The sequence below is a fragment of the Peterkaempfera bronchialis genome (assembly GCF_003258605.2).
GTDB lineage: Bacteria > Actinomycetota > Actinomycetes > Streptomycetales > Streptomycetaceae > Peterkaempfera > Peterkaempfera bronchialis.
In genome coordinates this window covers 2,795,822-2,818,279 of the sequence record NZ_CP031264.1, presented here as the reverse complement: position 1 = coordinate 2,818,279, position 22,458 = coordinate 2,795,822, and the positions used below count along the sequence as shown (strand labels likewise).

Annotated in this window: 15 protein-coding genes and 1 pseudogene; 9 read left to right on the top strand and 7 right to left on the bottom strand. The window is 73.1% G+C overall.

Annotation, left to right across the window (positions count from 1 at the left end; genetic code table 11):
• The first annotated feature begins 97 nt into the window (after positions 1–97).
• The 5 genes from C7M71_RS12375 (at position 98) to C7M71_RS12355 (ending at position 8,861) form a co-directional block, all read left to right on the top strand.
• Complete coding sequence (locus C7M71_RS12375) at positions 98–1,867, top strand: stealth family protein (protein WP_111494079.1); 1,770 nt, start codon at positions 98–100, stop codon at positions 1,865–1,867.
• Complete coding sequence (locus C7M71_RS12370) at positions 1,860–3,530, top strand: stealth family protein (RefSeq protein ID WP_229758682.1); 1,671 nt, start codon at positions 1,860–1,862, stop codon at positions 3,528–3,530. Before C7M71_RS12375 ends, C7M71_RS12370 begins: the two co-directional genes overlap by 8 nt.
• Positions 3,527–5,722: a glycosyltransferase family 4 protein gene (locus C7M71_RS12365; RefSeq protein WP_114914339.1), complete on the top strand. Its 2,196-nt coding sequence runs from the start codon at positions 3,527–3,529 to the stop codon at positions 5,720–5,722. The genes C7M71_RS12370 and C7M71_RS12365 overlap by 4 nt, the downstream gene beginning before the upstream one ends.
• A 222-nt stretch (positions 5,723–5,944) precedes the next feature.
• On the top strand, positions 5,945–7,204 hold the full coding sequence (locus C7M71_RS12360; RefSeq protein WP_111494009.1) for a glycosyltransferase family protein: 1,260 nt from the start codon (positions 5,945–5,947) through the stop codon (positions 7,202–7,204).
• Between the two features lie 151 nt (positions 7,205–7,355).
• Positions 7,356–8,861 (top strand): glycosyltransferase family 39 protein, encoded by a 1,506-nt coding sequence (locus C7M71_RS12355; RefSeq protein ID WP_114914338.1) that lies wholly within the window; start codon positions 7,356–7,358, stop codon positions 8,859–8,861.
• A gap of 20 nt (positions 8,862–8,881) precedes the next feature.
• Here C7M71_RS12355 and C7M71_RS12350 read toward each other — a convergent pair whose 3' ends face one another.
• The 5 genes and pseudogenes from C7M71_RS12350 to C7M71_RS12330 all read right to left on the bottom strand — a co-directional run bounded on the left by C7M71_RS12350 (position 8,882) and on the right by C7M71_RS12330 (position 14,118).
• On the bottom strand, positions 8,882–9,817 hold the full coding sequence (locus C7M71_RS12350) for an ABC transporter permease (protein WP_111494005.1): 936 nt from the start codon (positions 9,815–9,817) through the stop codon (positions 8,882–8,884).
• Positions 9,817–10,917, bottom strand: a complete 1,101-nt coding sequence (locus C7M71_RS12345; RefSeq protein WP_111494003.1) for a hypothetical protein — start codon at positions 10,915–10,917, stop codon at positions 9,817–9,819. Before C7M71_RS12345 ends, C7M71_RS12350 begins: the two co-directional genes overlap by 1 nt.
• Positions 10,914–11,822, bottom strand: coding sequence for an N-acetylneuraminate synthase family protein (locus tag C7M71_RS31150; RefSeq protein WP_111494001.1), 909 nt, complete (start codon positions 11,820–11,822; stop codon positions 10,914–10,916). The genes C7M71_RS12345 and C7M71_RS31150 overlap by 4 nt, the downstream gene beginning before the upstream one ends.
• 107 nt (positions 11,823–11,929) lie before the next feature.
• Positions 11,930–12,688 (bottom strand): annotated as a pseudogene (locus C7M71_RS12335) (acylneuraminate cytidylyltransferase family protein); the annotation flags it as partial.
• Between the two features lie 83 nt (positions 12,689–12,771).
• Positions 12,772–14,118 (bottom strand): DUF6716 putative glycosyltransferase, encoded by a 1,347-nt coding sequence (locus C7M71_RS12330; protein ID WP_114914337.1) that lies wholly within the window; start codon positions 14,116–14,118, stop codon positions 12,772–12,774.
• 381 nt (positions 14,119–14,499) lie between these two features.
• On the opposite strand from C7M71_RS12330, the gene C7M71_RS12325 reads away from it, so the two are divergent.
• From C7M71_RS12325 to C7M71_RS12310, 4 genes are all read left to right on the top strand, one after another.
• Positions 14,500–15,471 carry a glycosyltransferase family 2 protein gene (locus C7M71_RS12325; RefSeq protein ID WP_229758681.1) on the top strand — a complete coding sequence of 324 codons (972 nt, stop codon included), beginning with the start codon at positions 14,500–14,502 and terminating at the stop codon, positions 15,469–15,471.
• 50 nt (positions 15,472–15,521) lie between these two features.
• Complete coding sequence (locus tag C7M71_RS12320) at positions 15,522–16,952, top strand: polysialyltransferase family glycosyltransferase (RefSeq protein ID WP_407675891.1); 1,431 nt, start codon at positions 15,522–15,524, stop codon at positions 16,950–16,952.
• Positions 16,953–17,000: 48 nt separating this feature from the next.
• Positions 17,001–18,188, top strand: coding sequence for an acyltransferase family protein (locus C7M71_RS12315; protein ID WP_175607670.1), 1,188 nt, complete (start codon positions 17,001–17,003; stop codon positions 18,186–18,188).
• Positions 18,189–18,295: 107 nt separating this feature from the next.
• On the top strand, positions 18,296–19,438 hold the full coding sequence (locus C7M71_RS12310) for a S1C family serine protease (protein ID WP_111495461.1): 1,143 nt from the start codon (positions 18,296–18,298) through the stop codon (positions 19,436–19,438).
• Between the two features lie 253 nt (positions 19,439–19,691).
• Here C7M71_RS12310 and C7M71_RS12305 read toward each other — a convergent pair whose 3' ends face one another.
• Positions 19,692–20,987, bottom strand: coding sequence for a sensor histidine kinase (locus C7M71_RS12305; protein WP_114914693.1), 1,296 nt, complete (start codon positions 20,985–20,987; stop codon positions 19,692–19,694).
• Positions 20,988–21,226: 239 nt separating this feature from the next.
• Positions 21,227–22,423 (bottom strand): sensor histidine kinase, encoded by a 1,197-nt coding sequence (locus C7M71_RS12300; protein WP_111494872.1) that lies wholly within the window; start codon positions 22,421–22,423, stop codon positions 21,227–21,229.
• Between the last annotated feature and the right edge of the window lie 35 nt (positions 22,424–22,458).

The following is a 22,458-nucleotide window of genomic DNA, read 5'->3' as shown; positions in this document are numbered from 1 at the left end:
GGGCCTGTCGGCGGAGGAGAACCGCTGGGGCGACGTTCTCCCTGCGCCGGTTGTCGAAAGGTCGTCAGGACAGGTGAGCCGTGCGGGGGGAGCAGGCATGAGCGGCAATCCAGAAGCGTCGCGGATCGTCGCCACCTATCGGAAGGTGCTTCCCGAGCGCACCCGCTACCGCATAGCGCAGCGGATCACGCCGGAGGTCCGCAGCCGGGTCAAGAAGCGGATCTCCGAGGTCCTGGTCGTCCCCCGGCAGATCGACCGGATCCGGGTGCAGCGCGCCGTCCGCCGCCACCCCGACCTCTTCACCGGCCCGGACCGCATCGCAGCCACCGTGGACCACCAGCCGCGTGCCGCCTTCGTCCACCGGGACCTCACCCCGCTCCTCGCCCGCCGCGAGAACCTCGGGGCGGTGGTGCACGCGCTGGAGCAGGCGGGCGTCGACTACTTCTGCGTACGCGGCACCTTCGACCGCGCCTCCACCGTGGGCGTCGCCGAGCGCGACCGGTCCCGGGCGCTGCGCGCGCTCTTCCGGCTCTGCCGGCAGACCCCCGGCTATGTGACGCCCATTCCGGAGGGCGAGACCCGCGAACCCCGCTTCAGCGACCCCGGGTTCGAACCCTTCGTCTGGCGGCGGGCCGCCACCGCCCCCGTGGTCCGGTTCACCTGGTACCACGCCGACCCCGAGGGGCGCCTGGTGCTCGGCGTGGCGTACGGCTGCGATGTCGAGTTCTGGACCGAGGAGACCCCGGGCCTGCTCACCGGCCCCCGCCGCAACCGGGTCAGCGACGTCATCTCCGCCGACGGCGACCCCGTCGAGGCGTCCGACACCCTCTTCACCCGCCTCGCCCCGGCCGACCGCGACCCGCTGCCGCCGGTGCGCACCCGGGTGGAGTTCACCGCCTCGCGCCCCGACGACATCGACTTCCCCATCGACGTGGTCTACACCTGGGTCGACGGCTCCGACCCCGAGTGGCTGCGCCGCCGCGCCCAGGCGGCCGGCAGGGCGTACCACGCCGAGGCCGCCAATGCCGCCCGCTACCTCAGCCGCGACGAGCTCAAGTACTCGCTGCGCTCACTGCGGATGAACGCCCCCTGGGTCAGGAACGTCTACCTGGTCACCGACGACCAGGTGCCCGAGTGGCTGGACACCTCCGTGCCGGGGCTGAAGGTGGTCAGCCACAAGGAGATCTTCAGCGACCCCAGTGTGCTGCCGACCTTCAACTCGCATGCCATCGAGAGCCAGCTGCACCACATCGAGGGCCTGGCCGAGCACTTCCTCTACTTCAACGACGACATGTTCCTCGGCCGGGAGGTGACCCCGCAGGACTTCTTCCACGCCAATGGGCTCACCAAGTTCTTCCCCAGCCCGGCCAATGTGCCGCAGGGCGAACCCTCCGAGGACGATGTGCCGGTCTCCGTCGCCGGCAAGAACAACCGGGAGCTGATCGAGAGCCGCTTCGGCACGGTCATCACCCAGAAGATGAAGCATGTCGCCTACCCGCTGCGGCGCAGCGTGCTCTACGAGATAGAGGAGGAGTTCGCCGACCGGCACCGCACCACCATGCGCAACCGGTTCCGCAGCCTGGACGACCTCTCCATCGCCTCCTCGCTGCACCACTACTACGCCTTCCACACCCGCCGCGCCGTCCCCGGCAACCTCCGCTACACCTATGTGGACCTCGCGCTGCCGGACACCCCGGAGCGCCTGGTCCGACTCCTGGCAGGGCGGGACCGGCACGCCTTCTGCATCAATGACACCGTCTCCACCGAACTGGACCTGGAAGGCCAACTGGCCCTGGTGGGACCGTTTCTGGAAGCGTACTTCCCGCTTCCGAGCCGCTTCGAGAAGCATGGAAGAGAATGTGACTGACGCCCATGGCGCGCTGCCGGACCTGGTGATACCGGAGCGCTGCGAGCTGACCTTTGATCTGCACCCGGTGACCGGTTATGTGCATTCCGGCCTCACGCCGCTGCAAGCGCGGGAGGAGAACTTCGCGGCCGTCACCGGAGCGCTGGACGACGCGGGTGTCGACTGGTTCGCCGTGCGCGGCTTCGAGGACCTCGCCACGGCCGTCGGTGTCCATGGGGACGATCGTGAGCGGGTCTTCGCCGCGCTGGCGGACCTCTGCGCACGGAGGCCCGGGTACATCCAGGGTGTGGTGCCCGCCCCCAGGACGCCGCGCGGCCCGGCCCGTGGAGACGACCCCAAGACGTGGGAGAAGCTGGCCGAGGCGCAGGTCGTCCGAGCCGTCTGGTACCGCACCGAGCCGACCCGCTCGCTCATCTGCGGTCCCCGGTACGGCTGCGACATCGAGTTCTGGTGGCCGGAGGAACGGCCGGACGCGGACGCCGACGGGGACGGGGACGGGGGCGCCGACCAGGCCCTGGTGGAGGCCCTGGCAGAGGCCCCCGAGCGGCTGGCGGCCCCCAGGGCCAACCGTGTCGCCCGTCTGATCCCGGCCGAGAGCGAGACCGTCGAAGCGCCGGGGAACCTCTTCACCAGGATCGCGCCGCAGACCGCCACCGCCCTTCGCCCGGTGCGGACCCGGCCGGAGTTCACCGTGCCGCTCTTCGACGACTTCGACTTCCCCGTCGATGTCGTCTACACCTGGGTGGACGGCAACGATCCGGCGTGGCAGCGCCGCCGCGCCGACGCCTCGGGCGAGGTGTACCACGCGGAGTCGGCATCGCACTCCCGGTTCACCAACCGGGACGAGCTCCGCTACTCGCTGCGCTCGCTGCACCTGAACGCGCCATGGGTGCGCACCATCCACCTGGTGACCGACGACCAGGTGCCCGACTGGCTGGACACCTCCGTGCCGGGGCTGAAGGTGGTCAGCCACAAGGAGATCTTCAGCGACCCCAGTGTGCTGCCGACCTTCAACTCGCATGCCATCGAGAGCCAGCTGCACCACATCGAGGGCCTGGCCGAGCACTTCCTCTACTTCAACGACGACATGTTCATCGGCCGGCCCGTCGGGCCGCAGCTCTTCTTCCTGACCAATGGGACCGCGCGCTACTTCCCCGCGCGAGGGCGGGTGCCTCAGGGGGAGGTCAGCCCGCTGGACACACCGGTCGACGTCGCGACCAAGAACAACCGACGGGTGTTCCAGGAGCGGTTCGGCCGCTCCATCACCCAGGTCATGGAGCACGCGCCGTATGCGATGCGGCGCAGTGTGCTGGACGACCTCGAACGGGAGTACCCGGAGGTCTTCCGGACGACCGCCGCCAACCGCTTCCGCAGCCTCAGCGACCACAACATCCCGTCCAACCTGGTGCACTACTACGGGTACCTCACCGGTCGGGCGATCCCGAGCAGCAACCGCTTCGCCTATGTGGCCCTGGCGGCGAAGGACCTCCCGGGCCGCCTGGCGCGGCTGCTGGAACGCCGGGACCGGGACACCTTCTGCATCAATGACACCTTTGTCGAGGACGACGACCCCGAGGGGCAGAACGAGCTGCTGGCCTCGTTCCTGGAGGCGTACTTCCCCGTCGCCGGACCGTATGAGAAGGCCCCGGTGGGTGGCGCGTGAAGATCGTCTTCCTGGTCCACAACATCTACGGCATCGGCGGCACCGTCCGTACCGTGATCAACCTCGCGCAGGCGCTCTCGGCCCGCCATGAGGTGGAGATCGCCTCGGTCTACCGGCGGCTCGACAAGCCGACGTTCGACATCGCTCCGGCGGTGCGGCTGACGCCGCTGATCGACCTGCGTCCCGAGCCGGACCGGGCCGACGCGGACGATCCGCTGTACGCCCAGCGCAGCCGGCTGGTGCCGCCGTCGGAGGAGCTCTACCTCCAGTACAGCGCCCTCTCGGACCAGCGCATCGTGGACTACCTGCGCGGTACCGACGCCGATGTGGTCATCGGCACCCGGCCGAGCCTCGCCCTGCTGGTCGCCGAGTACGCGCCCGAGGCGGCCGTCCGGCTGGCTCAGGAGCACATGACGCACACGGCGGTGCCTGCCGGCACCCGGGCCGCCATCGCGCGGCTGTACCAGCGGATCGATGCGGCCGTCACGGTCACCGAGGCCGACGCCGAGTCCTTCCGGACGACGACGCCGGTCTCCGGCCTGAGGGTGCTCTGCATCCCCAACGGGGTGCCGGTACCGGCCGTCGCCCCGGCGGACTGCTCCGGCAGGATCGTGGTCGCGGCCGGCCGGCTGATCGACTGGAAGCGCTACGACCTGCTGATCCACGCCTTTGCCAGGGTGCTCCCCGAGGCCCCCGGGTGGACGCTGCGCATCTACGGCAGCGGCAGCGAGCACGGCCCGCTCACCCGGCTCATCCGGGAACTCGGCGTCCACAACAGCGTCACGCTGATGGGGAGCGTCTCCCCGATGGACGCCGAGTGGGTCAAGGGGTCCATCGCCGCGGTCGGTTCCGACCTGGAGCCCTTCGGCATGACCCTGGTCGAAGCCATGCGCTGCGGCATACCGGTGGTCAGTACCGCCTGCCCGGACGGGCCGCCCGAGATCCTCAGCCACGGTGAAGACGGCCTGCTGGTGCCGGTGGGCGACATCGACGCCTTCGCCGCCGGACTGCTGGAGCTCATCCGGGACGAGGAGAAGCGCAGCCGTATGGGCCATGCGGCGCTGGTCAACTCCCGCCGCTACGATCCCGAGGTCATCGCCCGCCGGTACGAGGACCTGATCGCGGAGATCTGCCATGAGCGGGGGCTGCCGGCGCCCGGCAGGCCCCGCACGACGGCGGCGCACCGCCCGACCGGCGCCGTCGTGGCCGCCGCCCGCGCGGTGGCGAACCCCGCCGGACCGGTCGCCCCCGGCGGAGTACGGCGACTGCTGGGCCGGGCGGTCCGCGCCGCCGGGAGCAGGGTCGGCCTCAAGGCCGCTGCCCCGTCGTCCCCGACTGCCCCGGCGACCCCCGGCCGGGGCGAGCCGGTGGGCGGCTGCCGGGCCGACCGGTCGGGTGCCATCACCGTCACCGTGGACTGGCCGGGCTTCGAGGACGGCAGGGCCAAGCTGGTCTGCCGCGCCAGGGCCGATCGCAGGACCAAGGTGCGCGCCGCCCTCCGGGCCGACGGAAGCGGCGGCTTCCAGGCGACCCTGCCGACCGCTTCGGAGAAGCTCGGCGAGGGGCGCTGGGACCTCTTCGTGGAGTCCGCCGACAGGCTCCACCGCCTCCGCGCGGGCGTCCGCGACCTGCGCGACCTGCTGGGGATCGGCGAGCGCACCGTGCTGCTCCCCGTGCGCAGCCACGTCCCGTATGCGACGCTGGACGGCTTCCTGGCGCTGCGCTCCTGGGTGCGGGACCGGCATGCCGAGGTCGCCGACATCCGCGTCACCGACGACGGGTTCCAGGTGGCAGGGCGGCTGGTGGCGGAGCCGTTCGGCACCGTACGCCCCCTGCTCACCCTGCGCCGCCGGCAGCCACCGCTGCTGGAGTACCAGGTCGAGGGGGACAGCTCCGGCGGCGAGGACTTCCATTTCCTGCTGACCGTGGACGACCTGGTGGCCGGCCGGGTCAGGGCGCACGAGGACTGGGACCTCTGGGTCGGCCGGGCCGGTGAAGCCGGTGAAGCCCGCCTGGCCCGCGTCTTCACCGACCTGGCGGACCTCAAGGGCATCCAGGTCTACCCGGAGCTGGTGTGGACGGACGAGACCGCGTCGGAGCCGGCCCACGACAGCCCGCCCGGCCGGACCAGGGTCCGCCCCTACTGCGCGCGGACCAACGACATCTCGCTGAATGTCGTCGATTTCGACTGAGGGGCCCGGGGTTCCCCGGCTGCGGTGGGCAAGGTCTCCGACGACCGGTCATCTCATCTGACTGGCCATCATATGAATCCGGGTGCGGGGCTGCCGGGCGCTGCCCCTAGGATCAGGGCGATCCGCTCGACCCTGACACCGCAGGAACCCCATGACGTCGCCCGCCGTTCTCGACAGGACCGCCCAGCGTCCTGCCCGTCTCCAAGGCCCTTGGGTGAGCCAATGAAAGCAACCTCCCCGCCTCCCGCTGCCGCCCTTCCCCAGGCCGAGCCGGGAGGCGCCTCCCGGCTGCGGCGGGCCCCGAGCCCCCACGCCAAGGGGTCCAGGCTGAAGACGGCACTGCGGGCCGCCGCCCCGGCACTGCTCGGCTATGCGTCGGTACGGATCATCGGTATCGCGGTACTCGCCTGGTGGGCCCAGAACCGGGGTGCGGACCTGGGCGAGCTGCTGGGCCGCCGCTGGGACTCGGTCTGGTACCTCGGCATCGTCCAGCACGGGTACGACGCCGCGATCCCGCCACCCGGTGCCCAGGGCGTGTCCCGGAGCAACCTGGCCTTCTTCCCGCTCTACCCGGCCATGGTCTGGGTGGCGTCGCACCTCCTCCCGCTCGCGGCCTCCACCGCCGGCCTGCTGATCTCCTGGGCGTTCTCGCTCGCGGCGGCGTGGGGCATCTTCGAGGTGGGCCGGCAGCTGCACGACCGGCGCACCGGCGTGGTGCTGGCGGTGCTGTGGGGCGTCCTGCCGCATGCGCTGACCGAGTCGATGGCGTACACCGAGCCGGTCTTCACCGCCTTTGCCGCGTGGTCGCTCTCCATGGCGCTGCGCCGCCGCTGGATAGCGGCGGCCCTGCTGAGCGTGCTCGCCGGACTGACCAGGCCGACCGGCATAGCCCTGGCCGGTGCGATCTCCCTGGCGGCCTTGGTGGCCCTGTGGCAGCACTGGCGGACACGTCGCGAGGTCGACGCGGAGCCCGCCCCGGCGCCCTGGCGGCCGCTGGTGGCCGTCGTGCTCGCACCCTTGGGCTGGCTCGCCTATGTGGTCTGGGTCGGCCTGCGCCTGCACCGGGTGGACGGCTACTTCCTGGTGCAGTCGGAGTGGGGGTCCACCTTCGACGGCGGCGTCTACACCGTCGACAATGTGATCCAGTTCTTCTCGAAGTCCCCGAACACCGCGCTGGTGATCGCGGTGATCGTGGGCACCCTGATCTCCTCCGTGGTGCTCTTCCTGCTCTGCATCCTCGACCGGGTCCCGCTGCCGCTGCTCGCCTACACGGCCGCGGCGCTGGTCATCACGCTGGGCGGGGCCGGCTTCTTCCATGCGAAGGCCCGGTTCCTGATCCCCGTCTTCCCGCTGCTGCTGCCCGTGGCCCGCGCCATCGCCCGCGCCCGCGTGAGCCGCGCCGCCGTGCTGCTCGGCACCGGCGCCGTGCTCTCGGCCGTCTACGGCGGCCACCTGGCCCTGATCTGGACGCGTTCTCCCTGACCGGCCGCGACGGCGCTCGGTCCTCCCTAGGATCGGGGGCGATCCGCCCGACCCCTGAGACCGCAGGAAGCCCATGACGTCACCCGCTGTTCTCGACAGGACCGCCCACGAGGCATCCGGCCCGGCAGGGGCGCGGAGCCGGGGGCGGGGGGTGGCACTGGTACCGGCGGTGGTGATGCTGGCCGTCGGCTTCTGGGGGCTGGACCGGGGATCGATGTGGCGGGACGAGGAGGCCACCTTCGAGGTCTCGCAGCGTACGGTGCCGCAGATCCTGGCCATGGTGCGCCATCTGGACGCCGTGCATGCCGTCTACTACCTGGTGATGCACGGCTGGATGCGCCTCGGCGGCGGCGAGGTGTGGATGCGGGTGCCCTCGGTGCTGGGGATGGGCGCGGCGGCGGGGCTGGTCGCACTGCTGGGCGCCCGGCTGGCGCGGCCGAGGGTGGGGCTCTTCGCGGGGCTGATGTTCGCGGCGGTCCCGCTGGTGACGTACTACGCGCAGGAGGGCCGCTCCTATGCCCTGGTCTGCGCGGTGGTGCTGCTAGCCAGCTACTGCCTGGTGCGGGCGGTGGAGACCGGCGGGCGGTGGTGGTGGTGGGGGTACACGGCGTCGGTGGCCTTCGCCGCGCTGCTGCATGAGTTCGCGGTGCTCGCCCTGGTCGCGCATGCGGGCACCCTGCTGCTGAGCCGGGTCGAGTGGCGGGTGTGGCGCCGCTGGCTGGTCGGCGCGGCGGTCTGCGGGGTGGTGCTGGCGCCGCTGGCGGTGGTCTCGCAGCGGCAGTCGGAGCAGATCGGCTGGCTGGAGCGGCCCGACTGGGGCACGGTCGGGGAACTGGTCAGGCTCTTCGCCGGTCCCTCCGCCGTGGTGATGGGGATCTTCGGGGTGCTGGTGGCGCTGGGGCTGGCGGCGGCGCCCTGGCGCGCTCGGGGCCGGCTGCACCTGGCGGCGGTGGCGGCGCCGCTGGCCGTGCTGCCGCCCGCGGTGCTGCTGCTGGCGTCCCAGCAGCAGCCGATGTACCACGAGCGCTATGTGCTCTTTGCGCTGCCGGGCGTGCCGCTGCTGGCGGCGGCGGGCCTGGACCGGATCGGGGCGGCGATCGGGGCGGCGGCGGCCCGGGTGCGGTGGCTGCGCCCCGCCTCCTGGGCTCTGGGTCCCTGGGCTCTGGGTCCCTGGGTTCTGGGCCCCTGGGTTCTGGGCGCGGCCGTCCTGCTGGGCGCCGTCCTGCCGCAGCTGCCGCAGCAGCGGGAGCTGCGGACCGTCCAGGCCCGCCCCGACGACCTGGCCGCCGTCGCCAGGCTGGTGCGGGACCGTGCCCGGCCCGGTGACGGGGTGCTCTTCCTGCCGTCGAAGTACCGTGCGGTCGCCCTCGGCTACCCCGAGGCGTTCCGGGGGCTCGACGATGTCGCCCTGGAGCGCACGCCGGTCCGGGCCGCCAATCTGCGCGGTGCCGAGCGCAGCAAGCGGGGCACCCGGAACGCCATGCTCGCCGCCGACCGCCTCTGGGTCATCGGCCGTACCGATCTGCGGGTCCGCAGCGGCGAGGGGGGCGCGCTCAACAAGGAGCAGGTGCTGCGGGAGTTCTTCCGGGCGGCCGGGACCGTGCGCGTGCACGGGCTGGAGGTCCGGCTGTACGAGCGTAAGCCGGAAGGCTCCTGACGGAGCGTCACACCCCTGCTTCAGCCGCGCCCGTACCGGTCCTCGGCCCGCCAGAACCAGACATAGCCCACCAGCGCCGAGGCCACCGCCCAGCCGCCCGCCACCGCCCAGGTCCAGACGGGCAGCGGAGGGTAGCTCGCCAGCAGCGCGCCGCGCACCAGCTCGATGTAGACCGCGCCCGGGTTGAGCTTCAGCGCCGCCGCGACGGCCGTGGGCGCATTCCGGGTGACGGCGTCGATGCTGTACATCACGCCGCAGGTGTACATCCAGGTGCGCATCACAAAGGGGACGACCTCCCCCAGGTCGCGTACGGTCGCCACCACCCGGGCCAGGATCATCGCCAGCCCGGTGTTGAAGAGCGTCTGGAGCGCCAGCGCGGGGGCGATCAGCAGCCAGTGCACGGTGAGCGGTTCGCCGGTGGCCAGCACGATCACCCCGACCACCAGCAGCGACATCAGCAGCTGCTCCAGCTGCACCAGCACCGCGGCCAGCGGCAGGCAGGCGCGCGGGAACTGCACGGCGCGGATCAGCTCCAGCCGGTCGGACACCGACTTCCCGCCGGTGGTGACCGACTCCCGGGTGTAGGTGAAGACGAAGATGCCGACGCAGAGGAACGAGATGTAGTTGCCGGTGCCGGTGTGCTGCCGCTGCTTCAGCATGATGCCGAAGACCAGGTAGTAGACCGCGATGTTGAGGATCGGGGTGAGCAGCTTCCACAGCTGGCCGAGCCGGGCGCCGGCGTACATGGTGGAGAGCCGCGCCTGGGTGTACGCCAGCACAAAGTGCCGCCGCCCCCACAGCAGCCGCGTATAGGCGCCGAGCGGGGGCCGGGCGCCGGGCCGGACCAGCCCGTACCGGTCGGCCAGTTGCCGGGCGGTCGGCTGCCGGTCGCTGGGCTGCCGGTCGCCGGGCTGCCGGGTGGTCGGGGGCCGGGTGGCGGTGGGGGCAGGGATCATCAGGCGGTCACCGGGGAGATCAGCTCAAGGCCGTGGCGGCTGAGGGCGGAGGTGGAGACATCGGTGAGGAAGCTCAGCGAGCGGGCGGAGGCGGTCGGGGTGAGCCAGTCGGCGTCCACCGCGCAGAGCTTCATCCGCACCCCGGTGCCTTCGAGGACCAGCGGCAGGGTGTGCACCACGGTGGAGGGGAAGCTCAGCAGGGTCCCGGCGACCGGGCCCCGGCGGGCCTCGATCTCCAGCGGCAGCTGCGGGCGGACGATCTCGGCGCCGGTGGCGGCCGCTATTCGCCGCAGCTTGTCGGGGTGCTCGCGACGGTGCGCGAAGTAGCGGCCGACCTGGTGGGCGGCGGCCAGCCCGGTCACCGTGTCCAGATAGCGGTCCAGGGTGACGACCCCGGTCTCCACCAGCGAGCTGCCCAGCAGGTCGGCGCCGGGCAGCACCTCGGGCGGCCCGAAGCGCTCCCGGGTCCACGCGTACTGGTTGGCGGTGCTCAGGGCGCCGGGCGGCGGGTCGGCCGCGAGCGAGCTGAACAGCTCCAGCCGGCGGTGCGGGTCGGGGCCCAGCCGCCGGGCGGCCCGGGTCGCGGCGGCGGACGGCCTGCCCTGCCGGTGCCAGCGGACCAGTGGTCGGCCCTCGCGCAGCAGCGCGGCCAGCTCCAGGGTGGCCGTGCCGTCGTCCACCACCACCAGCTCGGCGGCGCGGGAGAGCGGCAGCAGGGCCTGGATCAGCCCGGAGAAGGCGTCGCCCAGCAGCAGCCGGGGGGCGCGGGCCACCCGGGTCGCCAGCCCGGCCAGGCCCGCCAGCCCGGTCAACCCCGCCAGCCCTGTCAGCGCGCGGGTCCTGGTGCCGCCCGCGCCGCCGCGCGGGTCATAGGCGGTCACCCGGACGCCCTCGGCGGCGGCCAGCGCCGCCAGGGCGGCCAACTGGGCCCGGGTCACCGGGTCCAGCGGCTGGAGGACCGCGATCGAGAACCCGTGGAGCCCGGCGGCGGGCGGCCCGCCGCCCTCGCCCCGGCCGGGACCCTGTGCGTACCGGTGCGCCCACTCCAGCGCGTTCAGCAGCTGGACGGGGCTCTCGACCAGGGCGAGGGTGCGGGTCACGCGGGGACGACCTCCTCGGCGGCGCCCCGGACGCGGCGCAGCTTCTTCATGGCGGCCAGCTCGCCCTCGTAGACCTTCTTCACGCCGTCGCCGAGCGCCTGCTCGATCACCCGGATGTCGCGGACCAGCCGCTGGAGGCCCTGCGGCTCGACCGAGGCGGCCTGGTCCGAGCCCCACATGGCGCGGTCCAGGGTGATGTGGCGCTCCACGAAGACGGCGCCCAGCGCCACTGCGGCGAGGGTGGTCTGAAGGCCGATCTCGTGGCCGGAGTAGCCGATCGGGATGTTCGGGTACTCGCGGCCCAGGGTGTCCAGCATCCGCAGGTTGAGCTCCTCGGCGGGCGCCGGGTAGGTGCTGGTGGTGTGGCAGAGCAGGGTGTTCTCGCTGCCCAGCACCTCCACCGCGTGGCGTATCTGACGGGGCGTCGACATCCCGGTCGACATGATCACGGTGCGGCCGGTGGCCCGCAGTGCCCGCAGCAGGTCGTCGTCGGTGAGACAGGCCGAGGCGACCTTGTGGGCGGGCAGGTCGAACTTCTCCAGGAACTCCACGGAGGGCACGTCCCAGGGGGAGGCGAACCAGTCGATGCCGCGCTTGCGGCAGTGGGTGTCGATGGCGGCGTACTCGGCCTCGCCGAACTCCACCCGGTGCCGGTAGTCGATGTAGGTCATCCGGCCCCAGGGGGTGTCCCGCTCGACCGCCCACTGGTCGCGGGGGGTGCAGATCTCCGGGGTGCGCTTCTGGAACTTGACGGCGTCGCAGCCGGCCTCGGCGGCGGCGTCGATCAGCGCCAGCGCGTTCTCCAGCTCGCCGTTGTGGTTGATCCCGATCTCGCCCACCACATAGACGGGTCGGCCCGGGCCCACCTGGCGGTCGCCGAGGGTGCGGGTGCGGTTGCTGGCCATGGGGAGGTGTTTCCTTTCGACGGGGCTGTGCGGTGCCGCGAGGGCGGCGGGGTGGGGGACGGCGGGATGGGGGACGGCGGGATGGGGGACGGCGGGATGGGGGGCGGGGGCGGCGCGGGGCGTTCGACCACGGGGGCCAGGGCGCGGGCCCGCGCCAGGTCGGCGGGTTCGTCGATCTCCAGCACCCGTGCCGGGTCGGTGCGGACCGGGGTGACCCGCCCGAAGAAGCGGTGCCCGGCCGCGCGGAAGCCGTCGATGCGCATGGCGTACGCGGCTCCGGTCTCCAGCAGGTCCTCGGGCCGGTCCTGGCGGCGCGGGCGGGTCCGGCTGTCGTGGTTGACACCGACGGCGCCGTACGGGCGGTGGCCGGGCCCCGGCTCGGACGGCTGCCCGGACGGCTGCTCGGACGGCTGCTCGGCCCGCCACAGGAAGCCGTGGAACGGCGCTGCGGTGAAGGCGGTGTCGGCGCCCTGTTCGACCACGGCGGCGACCAGCGCGCCGATCTCGCCGGGGGTGAGGAACGGGGAGGTGCACTGCACCATCAGCGCCACCTCGGCCGGGCCGCCGTGCCGCTCGGCCAGCTCGTCCAGCGCGTGCAGCAGCGCGGACTCGCTGGACGCGGTGTCGCCGGAGAGCGCCGCCGGGCGGCGGACCACGGCGGCGCCGGCCGCCACCGCTGCCGCCGCGATGGCGTCGTCGTCGGTGGAGACGGCCACCAGGTCGACGCCGGGCGCGGCCAGGCAGGCCCGGATGGCGCGGACGACCAGCGGGACGCCGCCCACCGGGGCGAGGTTCTTGCCGGGGACGCCTTTGGAGCCGCCCCGGGCCGGGACGACGGCGACGACGCGGGGGACGGGTCGGGTCATGGTCGGGGGCTCCGCAGCGGGTCGGGGGCGGATGGGCTCGGAGTGCGGGGGTCCGGAGTGCGGGGGTCCGGCGTGGCGGATGGTCACAGCTGCCCCCAGCGGCGGATCGCCGGGGCGACATGCTGCACGCCCATCCGGTAGGCGCCGCGCGCGCCCTGCGCCAGCACCCGGCGGACCGCCCGGCGCGGCCCCGCCGCGCCTCCGGCGGTGCTGGCGGCGGTGGGCAGCGGGGTGCCGTCGGATGCCAGGCCGTAGCGGGCGAGGATGCCGGGCAGGTAGGCGGGGGCGTTCCCGGGCGTGTAGTAGGGGGTCGGCGGCGGCAGTGCGGGCAGCCCGCGCAGCTCGGCGACCCGCTTGCGCAGGCCCTCGTACGGCGCCGGGTCGTCCACGCCCTGGTCGCGCAGCCACTCCGGGTCGGCGGCGGGCAGATGGCCTGCGTCCAGCTGGTCCCAGGAGGCGATGCAGCCGGAGCCGGTGAAGTAGTGGTTGCCGAGCGACTCGCGCACCCCGGCGTCGCGGAGCACCGCCGTGGGGATGCCCCGGCGCAGCGACTCCAGCGCGGCCGTGGAGCTCACCGTGACCAGCAGGTCGGTGCGGTCCAGGATGTCGCCCATGTTCCCGTACACCAGCTCGCAGTTGACCGGCAGCGGACGCCCCAGCCGGGCCACCAGCCGCTGGTAGGGGTGCTCCTCCAGGTGGGTGGTGTGCTCACCCGGGCGGCTGCGCAGCTTCACCAGCACCCGGCGCTCGGGGTGCAGCTCGGCATGGCGGGCGCAGCGCTCCAGCAGGTGCAGCCGGGCGTCGCGCGGCTCCGGTACGGAGGGCTGGGCGGCGAAGCAGACGGTGAACGGCCGGTTCTCGGACGGCCGGTAGCGGTCCACGTCCCCGGCGAGGAACGGCAGCGCGGCGCGGACCACACTGCCGGTGTCGATGCCCAGCGGCCCGTACAGGTCGCGGAACCGCCGCGCGTCGAAGGCGCTGTTGGCCAGCACCACATCGGCACCGGCCCGCAGCAGCAGGCCGTCCGCCACCTTCTCGTAGACGACGCCGACATACCCGGTGACCAGCACCGGACGGCGCGGGCGGCCGTGCCAGGCGCGGGCCAGTCCGTGCAGCAGCGCCTGCACACCCCCGCCGACCAGGGCGAGGACCACCACATCGGCCTCACCGGGCCCGGTCTCGGCCCCGGCCCCCGCTGCGGCTTCGGTCCCGGTCCCGGTCCCGGCCCCGGCGAGGAAGTCGGCGACGGTGGTCTCCCGCAGCGAGGCGGGCACCACGCCCACCTCGGCCAGCTGACGCCCGGTCGGGGTCGCCCGGCCGCGCAGCAGATGTGCGTGCACCTCGGCGCCGCCCTCGGGGCAGAGCTGTCCGGCCAGCAGGGCGCCCCATTTCCAGCGGGTGTCCGAATCGGCCAGGACATCGATACGCATTGAGTGCTCCGGATTCTGTTCGACCCGGTGAGCATAGGGACCCCGCCATGGCAGTCGAAGGGCATTGCGGAGACGATCCATGAAATGCGGGGTGACCGATCGGTGAACAAGCCCGTGCGATTACCTGGAAAAGATGAATCGCAGGGGAGGGGAAACCTGTCCCCCGGTGAACTCCGGACCAACGGGAGGTGGCGTCGGAGCCCGCCCCGGACGGGGCTTCCGCCTGGTGTGCGACGGCAGGTAGAGTCCGCGAAGGACCGGGTCCGCAGGGGAGCGGGCGGGAATTCCGCCACAGCCGCGCGACCGCCTCGGGAATCCCCGGAATCATCCGTACCCGATCGCGACGCGCAGGCGTCCGCGGGCCTGCTGGAGCGAATACACGTGAAGCTGTCGGTTGTCGTCCCCTTCTACAATGTGCGGGCCTATGCGCCCGACGCACTGCGCAGCCTGGCCGCCAATGCCCGGTCCGATTTCGAGTTCATCCTGGTCGACGACGGCTCGACGGACGGCACCTCTGAGCTGCTGGAGTCCTGGGGCCGGGACCGGCCGCGTGTGCGGCTGATCCGGCACGAGCGCAACCGGGGCATCTCCGCGACTCGCAACACCGGCATGGCCGAGGTCGGCGGACGCTACCTCACCTTCCTGGACGGCGACGACTGGTTCGCCCCCGGCTATCTGCCGAGGCTGCTTGACGCGATCGAGGGGTTCGGCTGCGACTTCGTCCGCACCGACCACGTCCGCTGCACCGGCAGCAGCCGGGAGATCCACCGGGCGCCCGAGGCCCGCCGGGACGAGGTGCTGAGCCCCCGGGAGAGCATCCTGCCCGCAGACCGCAGCACCATGGTCGACTACCCCTACTCCTGGGCCGGGATCTACCACCGGCGGCTGCTGGACGGCGGACTGCTGCACTTCGACGAGGACCTGCACACCGCCGAGGACCGGCCGTGGATATGGCGACTGCACCGGCACGCCGGCACCTATGCGGTCACCGGACTGCGCGGCGTCTTCTACCGGCGTGCGGTGGCCACCTCGCTCACCCAGATCGGCGACGTCCGGCAACTGGACTTCGTCCCGGCGTTCGACCGGCTGCTGAAGGAGCTGGCCGAGGACCCGGAGGCGGAACTGCTGCTGCCCAAGGCCGTCCGCACCTATCTGGCGGTGATGGTCCACCACCGGCGCAACGCCGACCGGCTCCAGCGGGGAGTGGCCCGCACCATGCGGACGCTCTGCGCCGACGCGCTGCGCCGGCTGCCGCAGGACCACCTGGACGAGGCGGTCGCCGCCATGGACTCCGACCGGGCCGCGACGATCCGCCGGCTGCGCGGCGGCCTGACCGCAGTGGTCGCCCGATGACCGCCGCCGTCTTTCCGGCCACCGGCCTCCCGAAGGAGAACCACCCCGCCGTGAGCAGCAAGCCCGCCGGCCGTCCCGGCGCCGCCACCGTGCAGATCTTCGCCGCCTCCACCCTGTACGGCGCGGCCACCGTCTGCGCGGCGCTGGACACCGGGCTCTTCGGCCCCCGGTCCGACCACCGCCGCATCCTGCTGGTCTGCAACAACGCCGCCGTCCCGGAGCACGCGGTACCGCTGGACCGCACCGACTCCTTCGCCGCGCTGCGCGACCGCTTCGACGAGGTCCGCTCCTGGAACGAGGAGATCGAGCCGTACCACCCCAGCGGCTGGCGGCCCCGGCCCGAGGACGTCCCCATCCTGCAACGGCTGCTGCGGCAGAGCTGGGGGCTGGGCGACGCCAGGATCGAACTCGCCGTGGAGTCCATCCAGGTCAACCCGGCCCGCGCGATCACCGCGATCTTCGACGAGGGCCCGGTGCATGTCTACGCCGACGGCCTGATGAGCTACGGCCCCACCCGCAACGCCCTGCCGTACCTGCTGCACGGCCGCATCCGGCGGCTGCTCCACCTGGACCTGGTGCCCGGGCTGCGTCCGCTGCTGCTCTCCGAGTACGGCGTGCCGCCGCAGCCGGTGGACACCGGGGCCTTCCTCGGGGTGCTGGCCGCCGTCGGGGCCGTATCGCACCCCGACGGCGACGGCGACGGCCACGGCAACGGCTCGGCGGAGCCCGGCTGCGCCCTGCTGCTCGGCCAGTACCTCTCCGCGCTGGGGCTGATCAGCGCCGCCGAGGAGGAGGAGCTGCACGCCCGGATGGTGCGCGGCGCGGTCGCCGCCGGGATCACCGACATCGTCTTCAAACCCCACCCCAGCGCCCCCAGCGCGCTCTCCTCCGCCATGGAGAAGGCCGCCGCCGACGCCGGGGTCGATCTGCGCGTGCTGGACGCCCCGGTGCTCGCCGAGACCCTCTTCGAGCGGCTGCGCCCGGCGCTGGTGGTCGGCTGCTTCTCCACCGCGCTGCTCACCGCCTCCGCCCTGTACGGCATCCCGGCGGCCCGGGTCGGCACCGGACTGCTGCTGGAGCGCCTGGCCCCGTACGAGAACAGCAACCGCATCCCGGTGACCGTGGTGGACGCGCTGCTGCCGGACCTGGAGGCGCCGGGCTTCACGGTGGCACCGCCCGCCCTGGACCCGGCCGACATCGACGACCGGCTGGCCCCGCTGGTCACCGCAGTCGGCTACTGCATGCAGGGCAAGGCCTACCCGCACCTCGCCGACGAGGCCGCCGGGTGGCTGCACAGCCACTACGGCCCCGACACCGCCCGCTACTTCAAGCGCCGCCGGCTGACCGCGCTGGGCCTGCCCGGCGGGCTGCCCGGCGGCCTCGCCGGAGGGGTGCCGGCCGGTGCCCGGCTGCTGCGGAAGTCCCCCCTGGTGCGCCGGGTGGTGCGCGGCGCCCGTACCCGGCTGGACCCGGGCCGCTGACCAGGGCGGCCCGGCCGCTCCTTACCCGCACCCGTACCGGCGCTCCATATGAGCAGCAGCAGTCAGGAGTCACCGCTCGTGATACCGACGGTCAGCGACCTGCCGGCGCAGACGACCCCGATCGGCCGCCCGGCCGACCCGGCCCGCCCGGCCCGCCCGGCCCGCCCCGCCCGTCGGGGCGGGCGGCTGCGGGCGCTGGACGGGCTGCGGCTGGTGGCCGCGCTGATGGTCTGCGCGTACCACTACGGCGGGCGCGGCGGCCCCGTCCAGCAGGCATGGGGGCAGTCGCCCGCAACGCTCTTCCCCACGCTGCACGGCGCCTTCTCCTACGGCTGCCTGGGGGTGCAGGTCTTCTTTGTGATCAGCGGCTTTGTGATCTGCATGTCCTCCTGGGGCCGGACCGTCAAGGAGTTCTTCGCCTCCCGGGTCTCCCGGCTCTACCCGGCGTACTGGTTCGCCGTCCTGCTGATCACCGCCGTGCTCGCACTGCGGCCGGTGGTCGCCCAGCCGCTGCCGCTGCCGGAGGTGCTGGTCAATCTGACGATGATGCAGCAGCCGATGGGGTCCGGCCGGGTGCTCGGGGTGTGCTGGACGCTCTGGGTGGAGGCCCGCTTCTACCTGCTCTTCGCCCTGGTGGTGTGGAAGGGCGTGACCTACCGCCGCTCGGTGGCCTTCTGCGCCGTCTGGCTGGTCGCCTCGGTGCTGGCGGCCGGGATGCGGCTGCCCGCCGTGGACCTGGTGGTGATGCCCCAGTACGCGCCGTTCTTCATCGGCGGGCTGGCGCTCTACCTGGTGCACCGGTTCGGCGGCAATCCCACCCTCTGGGCGATCGTCGCCATGAGCTGGGGCCTCGGCCAGTACCAGGCGGTGCAGGGGCTGGTCAGCCCGCCGGGCACCGAGGTCTTCCACCACCGCTCCGCCTGGGTGGTGACCGCCGTGATCACCGCCGGGTACCTGGCGGTGGCCGTGGTGGCGCTGGGGTGGCTGGACCGGGCGGACTGGCGCTGGCTCACCGTCGCCGGTGCCCTCACCTACCCCTTCTACCTGGTGCATGAGCACCTCGGCTGGGTGGTCATCGAGGTGCTGCACCGGCGGCTGGGGCTCTCCGCCCACGCCACCCTTGCCGCGACGGCTGCCGGGATGCTGCTGCTTGCCTGGCTGGTGCACCGTTTGGTGGAGCGGCGCTGGGGGCCGCCGCTGAAACGGGCGCTGCTGCGCTCACCCGGGCGCGGCTGACGGCGGTGTCCGGTGGTGCCCGGCGGCGTGCCGAGGTGCCGCCGGGGCGATGCTTCCGACAAACTACTCAAAACGGACATCGCTTCCCCGAGCCGAAGGCCGCACCCGTGGACACCTCGCCGCGCCGCACCCGTTCCGCACGGCTGCTGCCCCCCGCCGTGGCCGCCGCCGTCGCCGCCGTTGTCGCCCTGGCGGCCTCGGCGTGTACCAGCAGCTCTCCCGGCACCTCCGCCGCCACCAGCACCCGGGCGGCCTCCGGCGTACCGGGCGCCCTGCCCTCCGCCTCCGCGTCGGCGCCGCCGAGCGACGGCGGCGACCAGTTGCAGAACGACTACCAGCGGGTGGTCAAGGCGGTCCTGCCGTCCGTGGTGGAGATCGAGACCCCGAGCGGGCTCGGCAGCGGCATCGTCTACGACGACCAGGGCGACATCGTCACCAACGCCCATGTCGTCGGCAGCGCCACCACCTTCAAGGTCACCCTGGCCAACAGCGAGAAGGCGCTCGCCGCCACCCTGGTCGGCAGCTACCCGCAGAGCGACCTGGCCGTGATCCGGCTGCGCACCCCGCCCGCCGGGCTGCGTCCGGCCACCTTCGGCGACAGCACCAAGGTCCAGGTGGGCGAGATCGTGCTGGCCATGGGCAACCCGCTGGGCCTCTCCAGCAGCGTCACCCAGGGCATCGTCTCGGCGGTCGGCCGTACCGTCTCGGAGCCGAGCAGCGGCAGCGGGCCGGGCGCCACCATCCCCAACATGGTGCAGACCTCGGCCGCCATCAACCCCGGCAACAGCGGCGGCGCCCTGGCGGACCTGGCCGGCCGGGTGATCGGCATCAACACCCTGGCCGCCGTCGACCAGGACCTGGGCGGCGGGGCCGCCCCCGGCATCGGCTTCGCCATCCCCAGCTCCGCCGTCACCCTGATCGCCGACCAGCTGATCAAGAGCGGCCGGGTCACCAACAGCGGGCGGGCCGCGCTCGGCGTCACCGTACGGACCGTGCTGGGCGGCCCCTCCGGCTTCCAGCCGGTCGGTGCGGCCGTCGTCGCGGTCTCCCACGGCGGGCCTGCGGCCAAGGCGGGCATCCGGGCCGGGGACATCATCACCAGCCTCGGCGGCACCACCATCGACAGCGCGGACACCCTCACCCAGGTGCTCGCCGCGAAGTCGCCCGGTGACCGGGTGAAGGTCGGCTACACCCGCGACGGCGGGGCCTATACCGCCGAGGTCACCCTCGGAACCCTGGGGAGTTCCTGACCACTCCGCACCCGGCCCCCTCCTCCCCGGCCCCCTCCTCCCCGGCCCCCTTTCCCGACCCCCTTTCCCGACTCCCTCCATGCCCCTCGCCATTCCACTCGACCCGCCATGACCCGGGCCGACGGCCGCCGTGCACACCCGCGCAAGGGACCGCACCGCCGCCGCCGCGCCCAGGGTCCCCGGACCGGCTTCGGCCCGGAGGACCCGTCGGCCGGGGCGCGCCCGCTGCCTGTGCGCGCCCCGGCCGCCGCCGTCAGTCGCGCCAGGGGAGTTCGACGGTGATGGTGGTGGGGCCGCCGTGGGGGCTGTGGATGAGGAAGACGCCGTCGACGGCGCGGATGCGGTCGGCGAGTCCGGCGAGTCCGCTGCCGGGGTGTTCCTGGGCGCCGCCGTTGCCGTCGTCGTGGACTTGGAGCATGAGGCGGTCGTCGGTGCGCCAGAGGTCGAGGGTGGCGGTGTGGGCGTGGGAGTGCTTGGAGATGTTGGTGAGGAGTTCGGTGGCGGTGAAGTAGGCGATGCCTTCGATGGCGGAGGCGGGTCGGGTGGGGAGGCTGACGGTGACGCGGACGCCGCCGGGGATGGTGCAGCGGGTGGCGACGGAGGAGAGGGCGGCGTCGAGTCCTCGGTCGGTGAGGATGGCGGGGTGGATGCCTCGGGCGAGGTCGCGGAGTTCTTGGAGGGCGAGTTTGACCTCGCCGTGGGCGGCGTCGACCATGGCGGCTGCGGCTTCGGGGTCTTCGGTGAGTTTCTCTTTGGCGAGGCCGAGGTCCATGGCGAGGGCGACGAGGCGGGCTTGGGCGCCGTCGTGGAGGTCGCGTTCGATGCGGCGCAGGTCGGCGGCGGCGGTGTCGACCACGGTGCCCCGGTCGTCCTCCAGCTCCCGTACCCGCTCCGACAGCGACGACGGCGACAGCAGCCCGCGCACCATCGCCCGGTTGACGTTGGCCATGCCGTGGATCAGCCAGGGCGTGGTGAAGACCAGCAGCACCCCGAGCGCGCAGGCCGCCGCCACCTCGGGGACGCTGTCCAGGTACACGTCCGGCCGTCCGCCGGGGCCGTCCCCGTACAGCTGGAGGCCCGGCTGGTCGGTGTAGGTCGGGAAGACCCACTGCCAGGCGGGGTAGGTCAGCATCGCCCAGCCGTAGAGCCAGAAGACCACGGAGACGGTGAAGGAGAAGATGCTCCAGGGCAGCATCAGCACGCAGTAGAGGACATTGCGCCAGCTCACGCCGTCCTTGAGCACCGCGCCGAGCCAGCCCATCAGGCCGGGGCGGGTCGGGCGCAGCGGGGAGGGGCGGCCGACCCGGACCCCCAGCAGGGCGGCGGCGCGGGCCCGCTCCATCGCCGCCCAGCCGCGCGCTCCGGCGACGCCGGCGGCCAGCACCGGCAGGCCCAGGAAGGTGACGGCCAGGCCCATGCCGAGGCTGATCATCACCACCACGTAGACGAAGGCGGCGACCGCGATCGGAAGGTCCAGCAGCAGGTGCAGGAACTCCTTCCAGGTGCGGGCCGCGAACGGGGCGCCCAGGAGACCCGGGCCGGGGCGCATGCTCCGGTCGGGGTCCGCACCCGGCCGGGCGCGTCCGGTGGCTGCCTTGTGCTCGATCACGGTGTCCGGCCTCCTGAGCCTTCTGGGTCGGGCTGAGCCCTCTGAGTCGGGGTGCTGCTGACACGGCAAGCCTGCTGGCCGCAGGGGCCCGCCGGTATGGGGAGCCTCGGCGTCTTGGGGGTGGGGTTCTCCCCACCCCACCCCACCCCGGCGCGGCGGAAGCGGGCAGCTGCGGGCGGTCAGCTGCGGCCGGCGGACCGGGTGTGCCAGGGGAGTTCGACGGTGATGGTGGTGGGGCCGCCGTGGGGGCTGTGGATGAGGAAGACGCCGTCGACGGCGCGGATGCGGTCGGCGAGTCCGGCGAGTCCGCTGCCGGGGTGTTCCTGGGCGCCGCCGTTGCCGTCGTCGTGGACTTGGAGCATGAGGCGGTCGTCGGTGCGCCAGAGGTCGAGGGTGGCGGTGTGGGCGTGGGAGTGCTTGGAGATGTTGGTGAGGAGTTCGGTGGCGGTGAAGTAGGCGATGCCTTCGATGGCGGAGGCGGGTCGGGTGGGGAGGCTGACGGTGACGCGGACGCCGCCGGGGATGGTGCAGCGGGTGGCGACGGAGGAGAGGGCGGCGTCGAGTCCTCGGTCGGTGAGGATGGCGGGGTGGATGCCTCGGGCGAGGTCGCGGAGTTCTTGGAGGGCGAGTTTGACCTCGCCGTGGGCGGCGTCGACCATGGCGGCTGCGGCTTCGGGGTCTTCGGTGAGTTTCTCTTTGGCGAGGCCGAGGTCCATGGCGAGGGCGACGAGGCGGGCTTGGGCGCCGTCGTGGAGGTCGCGTTCGATGCGGCGCAGGTCGGCGGCGGCGGTGTCGACCACGGTGCCCCGGTCGTCCTCCAGCTCCCGTACCCGCTCCGACAACGACGACGGCGACAGCAGCGAGGTCGCCAGCATCCGGTTCACGGCCGCCAGGCTGTGTACCACCCAGGGCAGCACCGGCCAGCCGACGATCAGCACGGCCAGGGTCACCGCGAAGGTGAAGACCCCCCACGGCAGCAGTACGGTGAAGTACAGCGCTGCCCGCCAGCCCTGGCCATCGGCCAGCAGGGCCAGGACCCGGCCGGCGGGGCCGGGGCGGCGCGGTGACAGCGGCTCGGGGTCGGGGATGCGCTCACCCAGCAGCTTTCCGGTCCGGGCCCGCTCCATGGTGGCCAGGGCGCGGCAGCCCAGCAGGCCCAGGGCCATCAGCGGAAGGCCGACCACGGTCACGGCGAGACCGAGGCCCACCGACAGGACGACGACCGTGAACACAAAACCGACCAGACCCACCGGGAAGCTCAGCAGCAGATAGGCCACCGCCCCCCAGGTCTGCGCCCCGTAGAGGGGGCGGTGCTGGGCGGTCCCGCCGCCACCCGGCGACCCGGGCTTGTCCGCAAGGCGCTGCTGGCCCTCCATGTCGCGTACCGTCCCTCTTTCTCGGGTTTCCCGGG

What these genes read in the sequence shown, in the direction of transcription:
- C7M71_RS12375 (WP_111494079.1), top strand. Translation starts at nt 98, where the DNA reads ATGAGCGGCAATCCAGAAGCGTCGCGGATCGTCGCCACCTATCGGAAG.
- C7M71_RS12360 (WP_111494009.1), top strand. Translation starts at nt 5,945, where the DNA reads ATGAAAGCAACCTCCCCGCCTCCCGCTGCCGCCCTTCCCCAGGCCGAG.
- C7M71_RS12350 (WP_111494005.1), bottom strand. Translation starts at nt 9,817, where the DNA reads ATGATCCCTGCCCCCACCGCCACCCGGCCCCCGACCACCCGGCAGCCC.
- C7M71_RS31150 (WP_111494001.1), bottom strand. Translation starts at nt 11,822, where the DNA reads ATGGCCAGCAACCGCACCCGCACCCTCGGCGACCGCCAGGTGGGCCCG.
- C7M71_RS12330 (WP_114914337.1), bottom strand. Translation starts at nt 14,118, where the DNA reads ATGCGTATCGATGTCCTGGCCGATTCGGACACCCGCTGGAAATGGGGC.
- C7M71_RS12315 (WP_175607670.1), top strand. Translation starts at nt 17,001, where the DNA reads ATGAGCAGCAGCAGTCAGGAGTCACCGCTCGTGATACCGACGGTCAGC.
- C7M71_RS12305 (WP_114914693.1), bottom strand. Translation starts at nt 20,987, where the DNA reads ATGCGCCCCGGCCCGGGTCTCCTGGGCGCCCCGTTCGCGGCCCGCACC.
- C7M71_RS12300 (WP_111494872.1), bottom strand. Translation starts at nt 22,423, where the DNA reads ATGGAGGGCCAGCAGCGCCTTGCGGACAAGCCCGGGTCGCCGGGTGGC.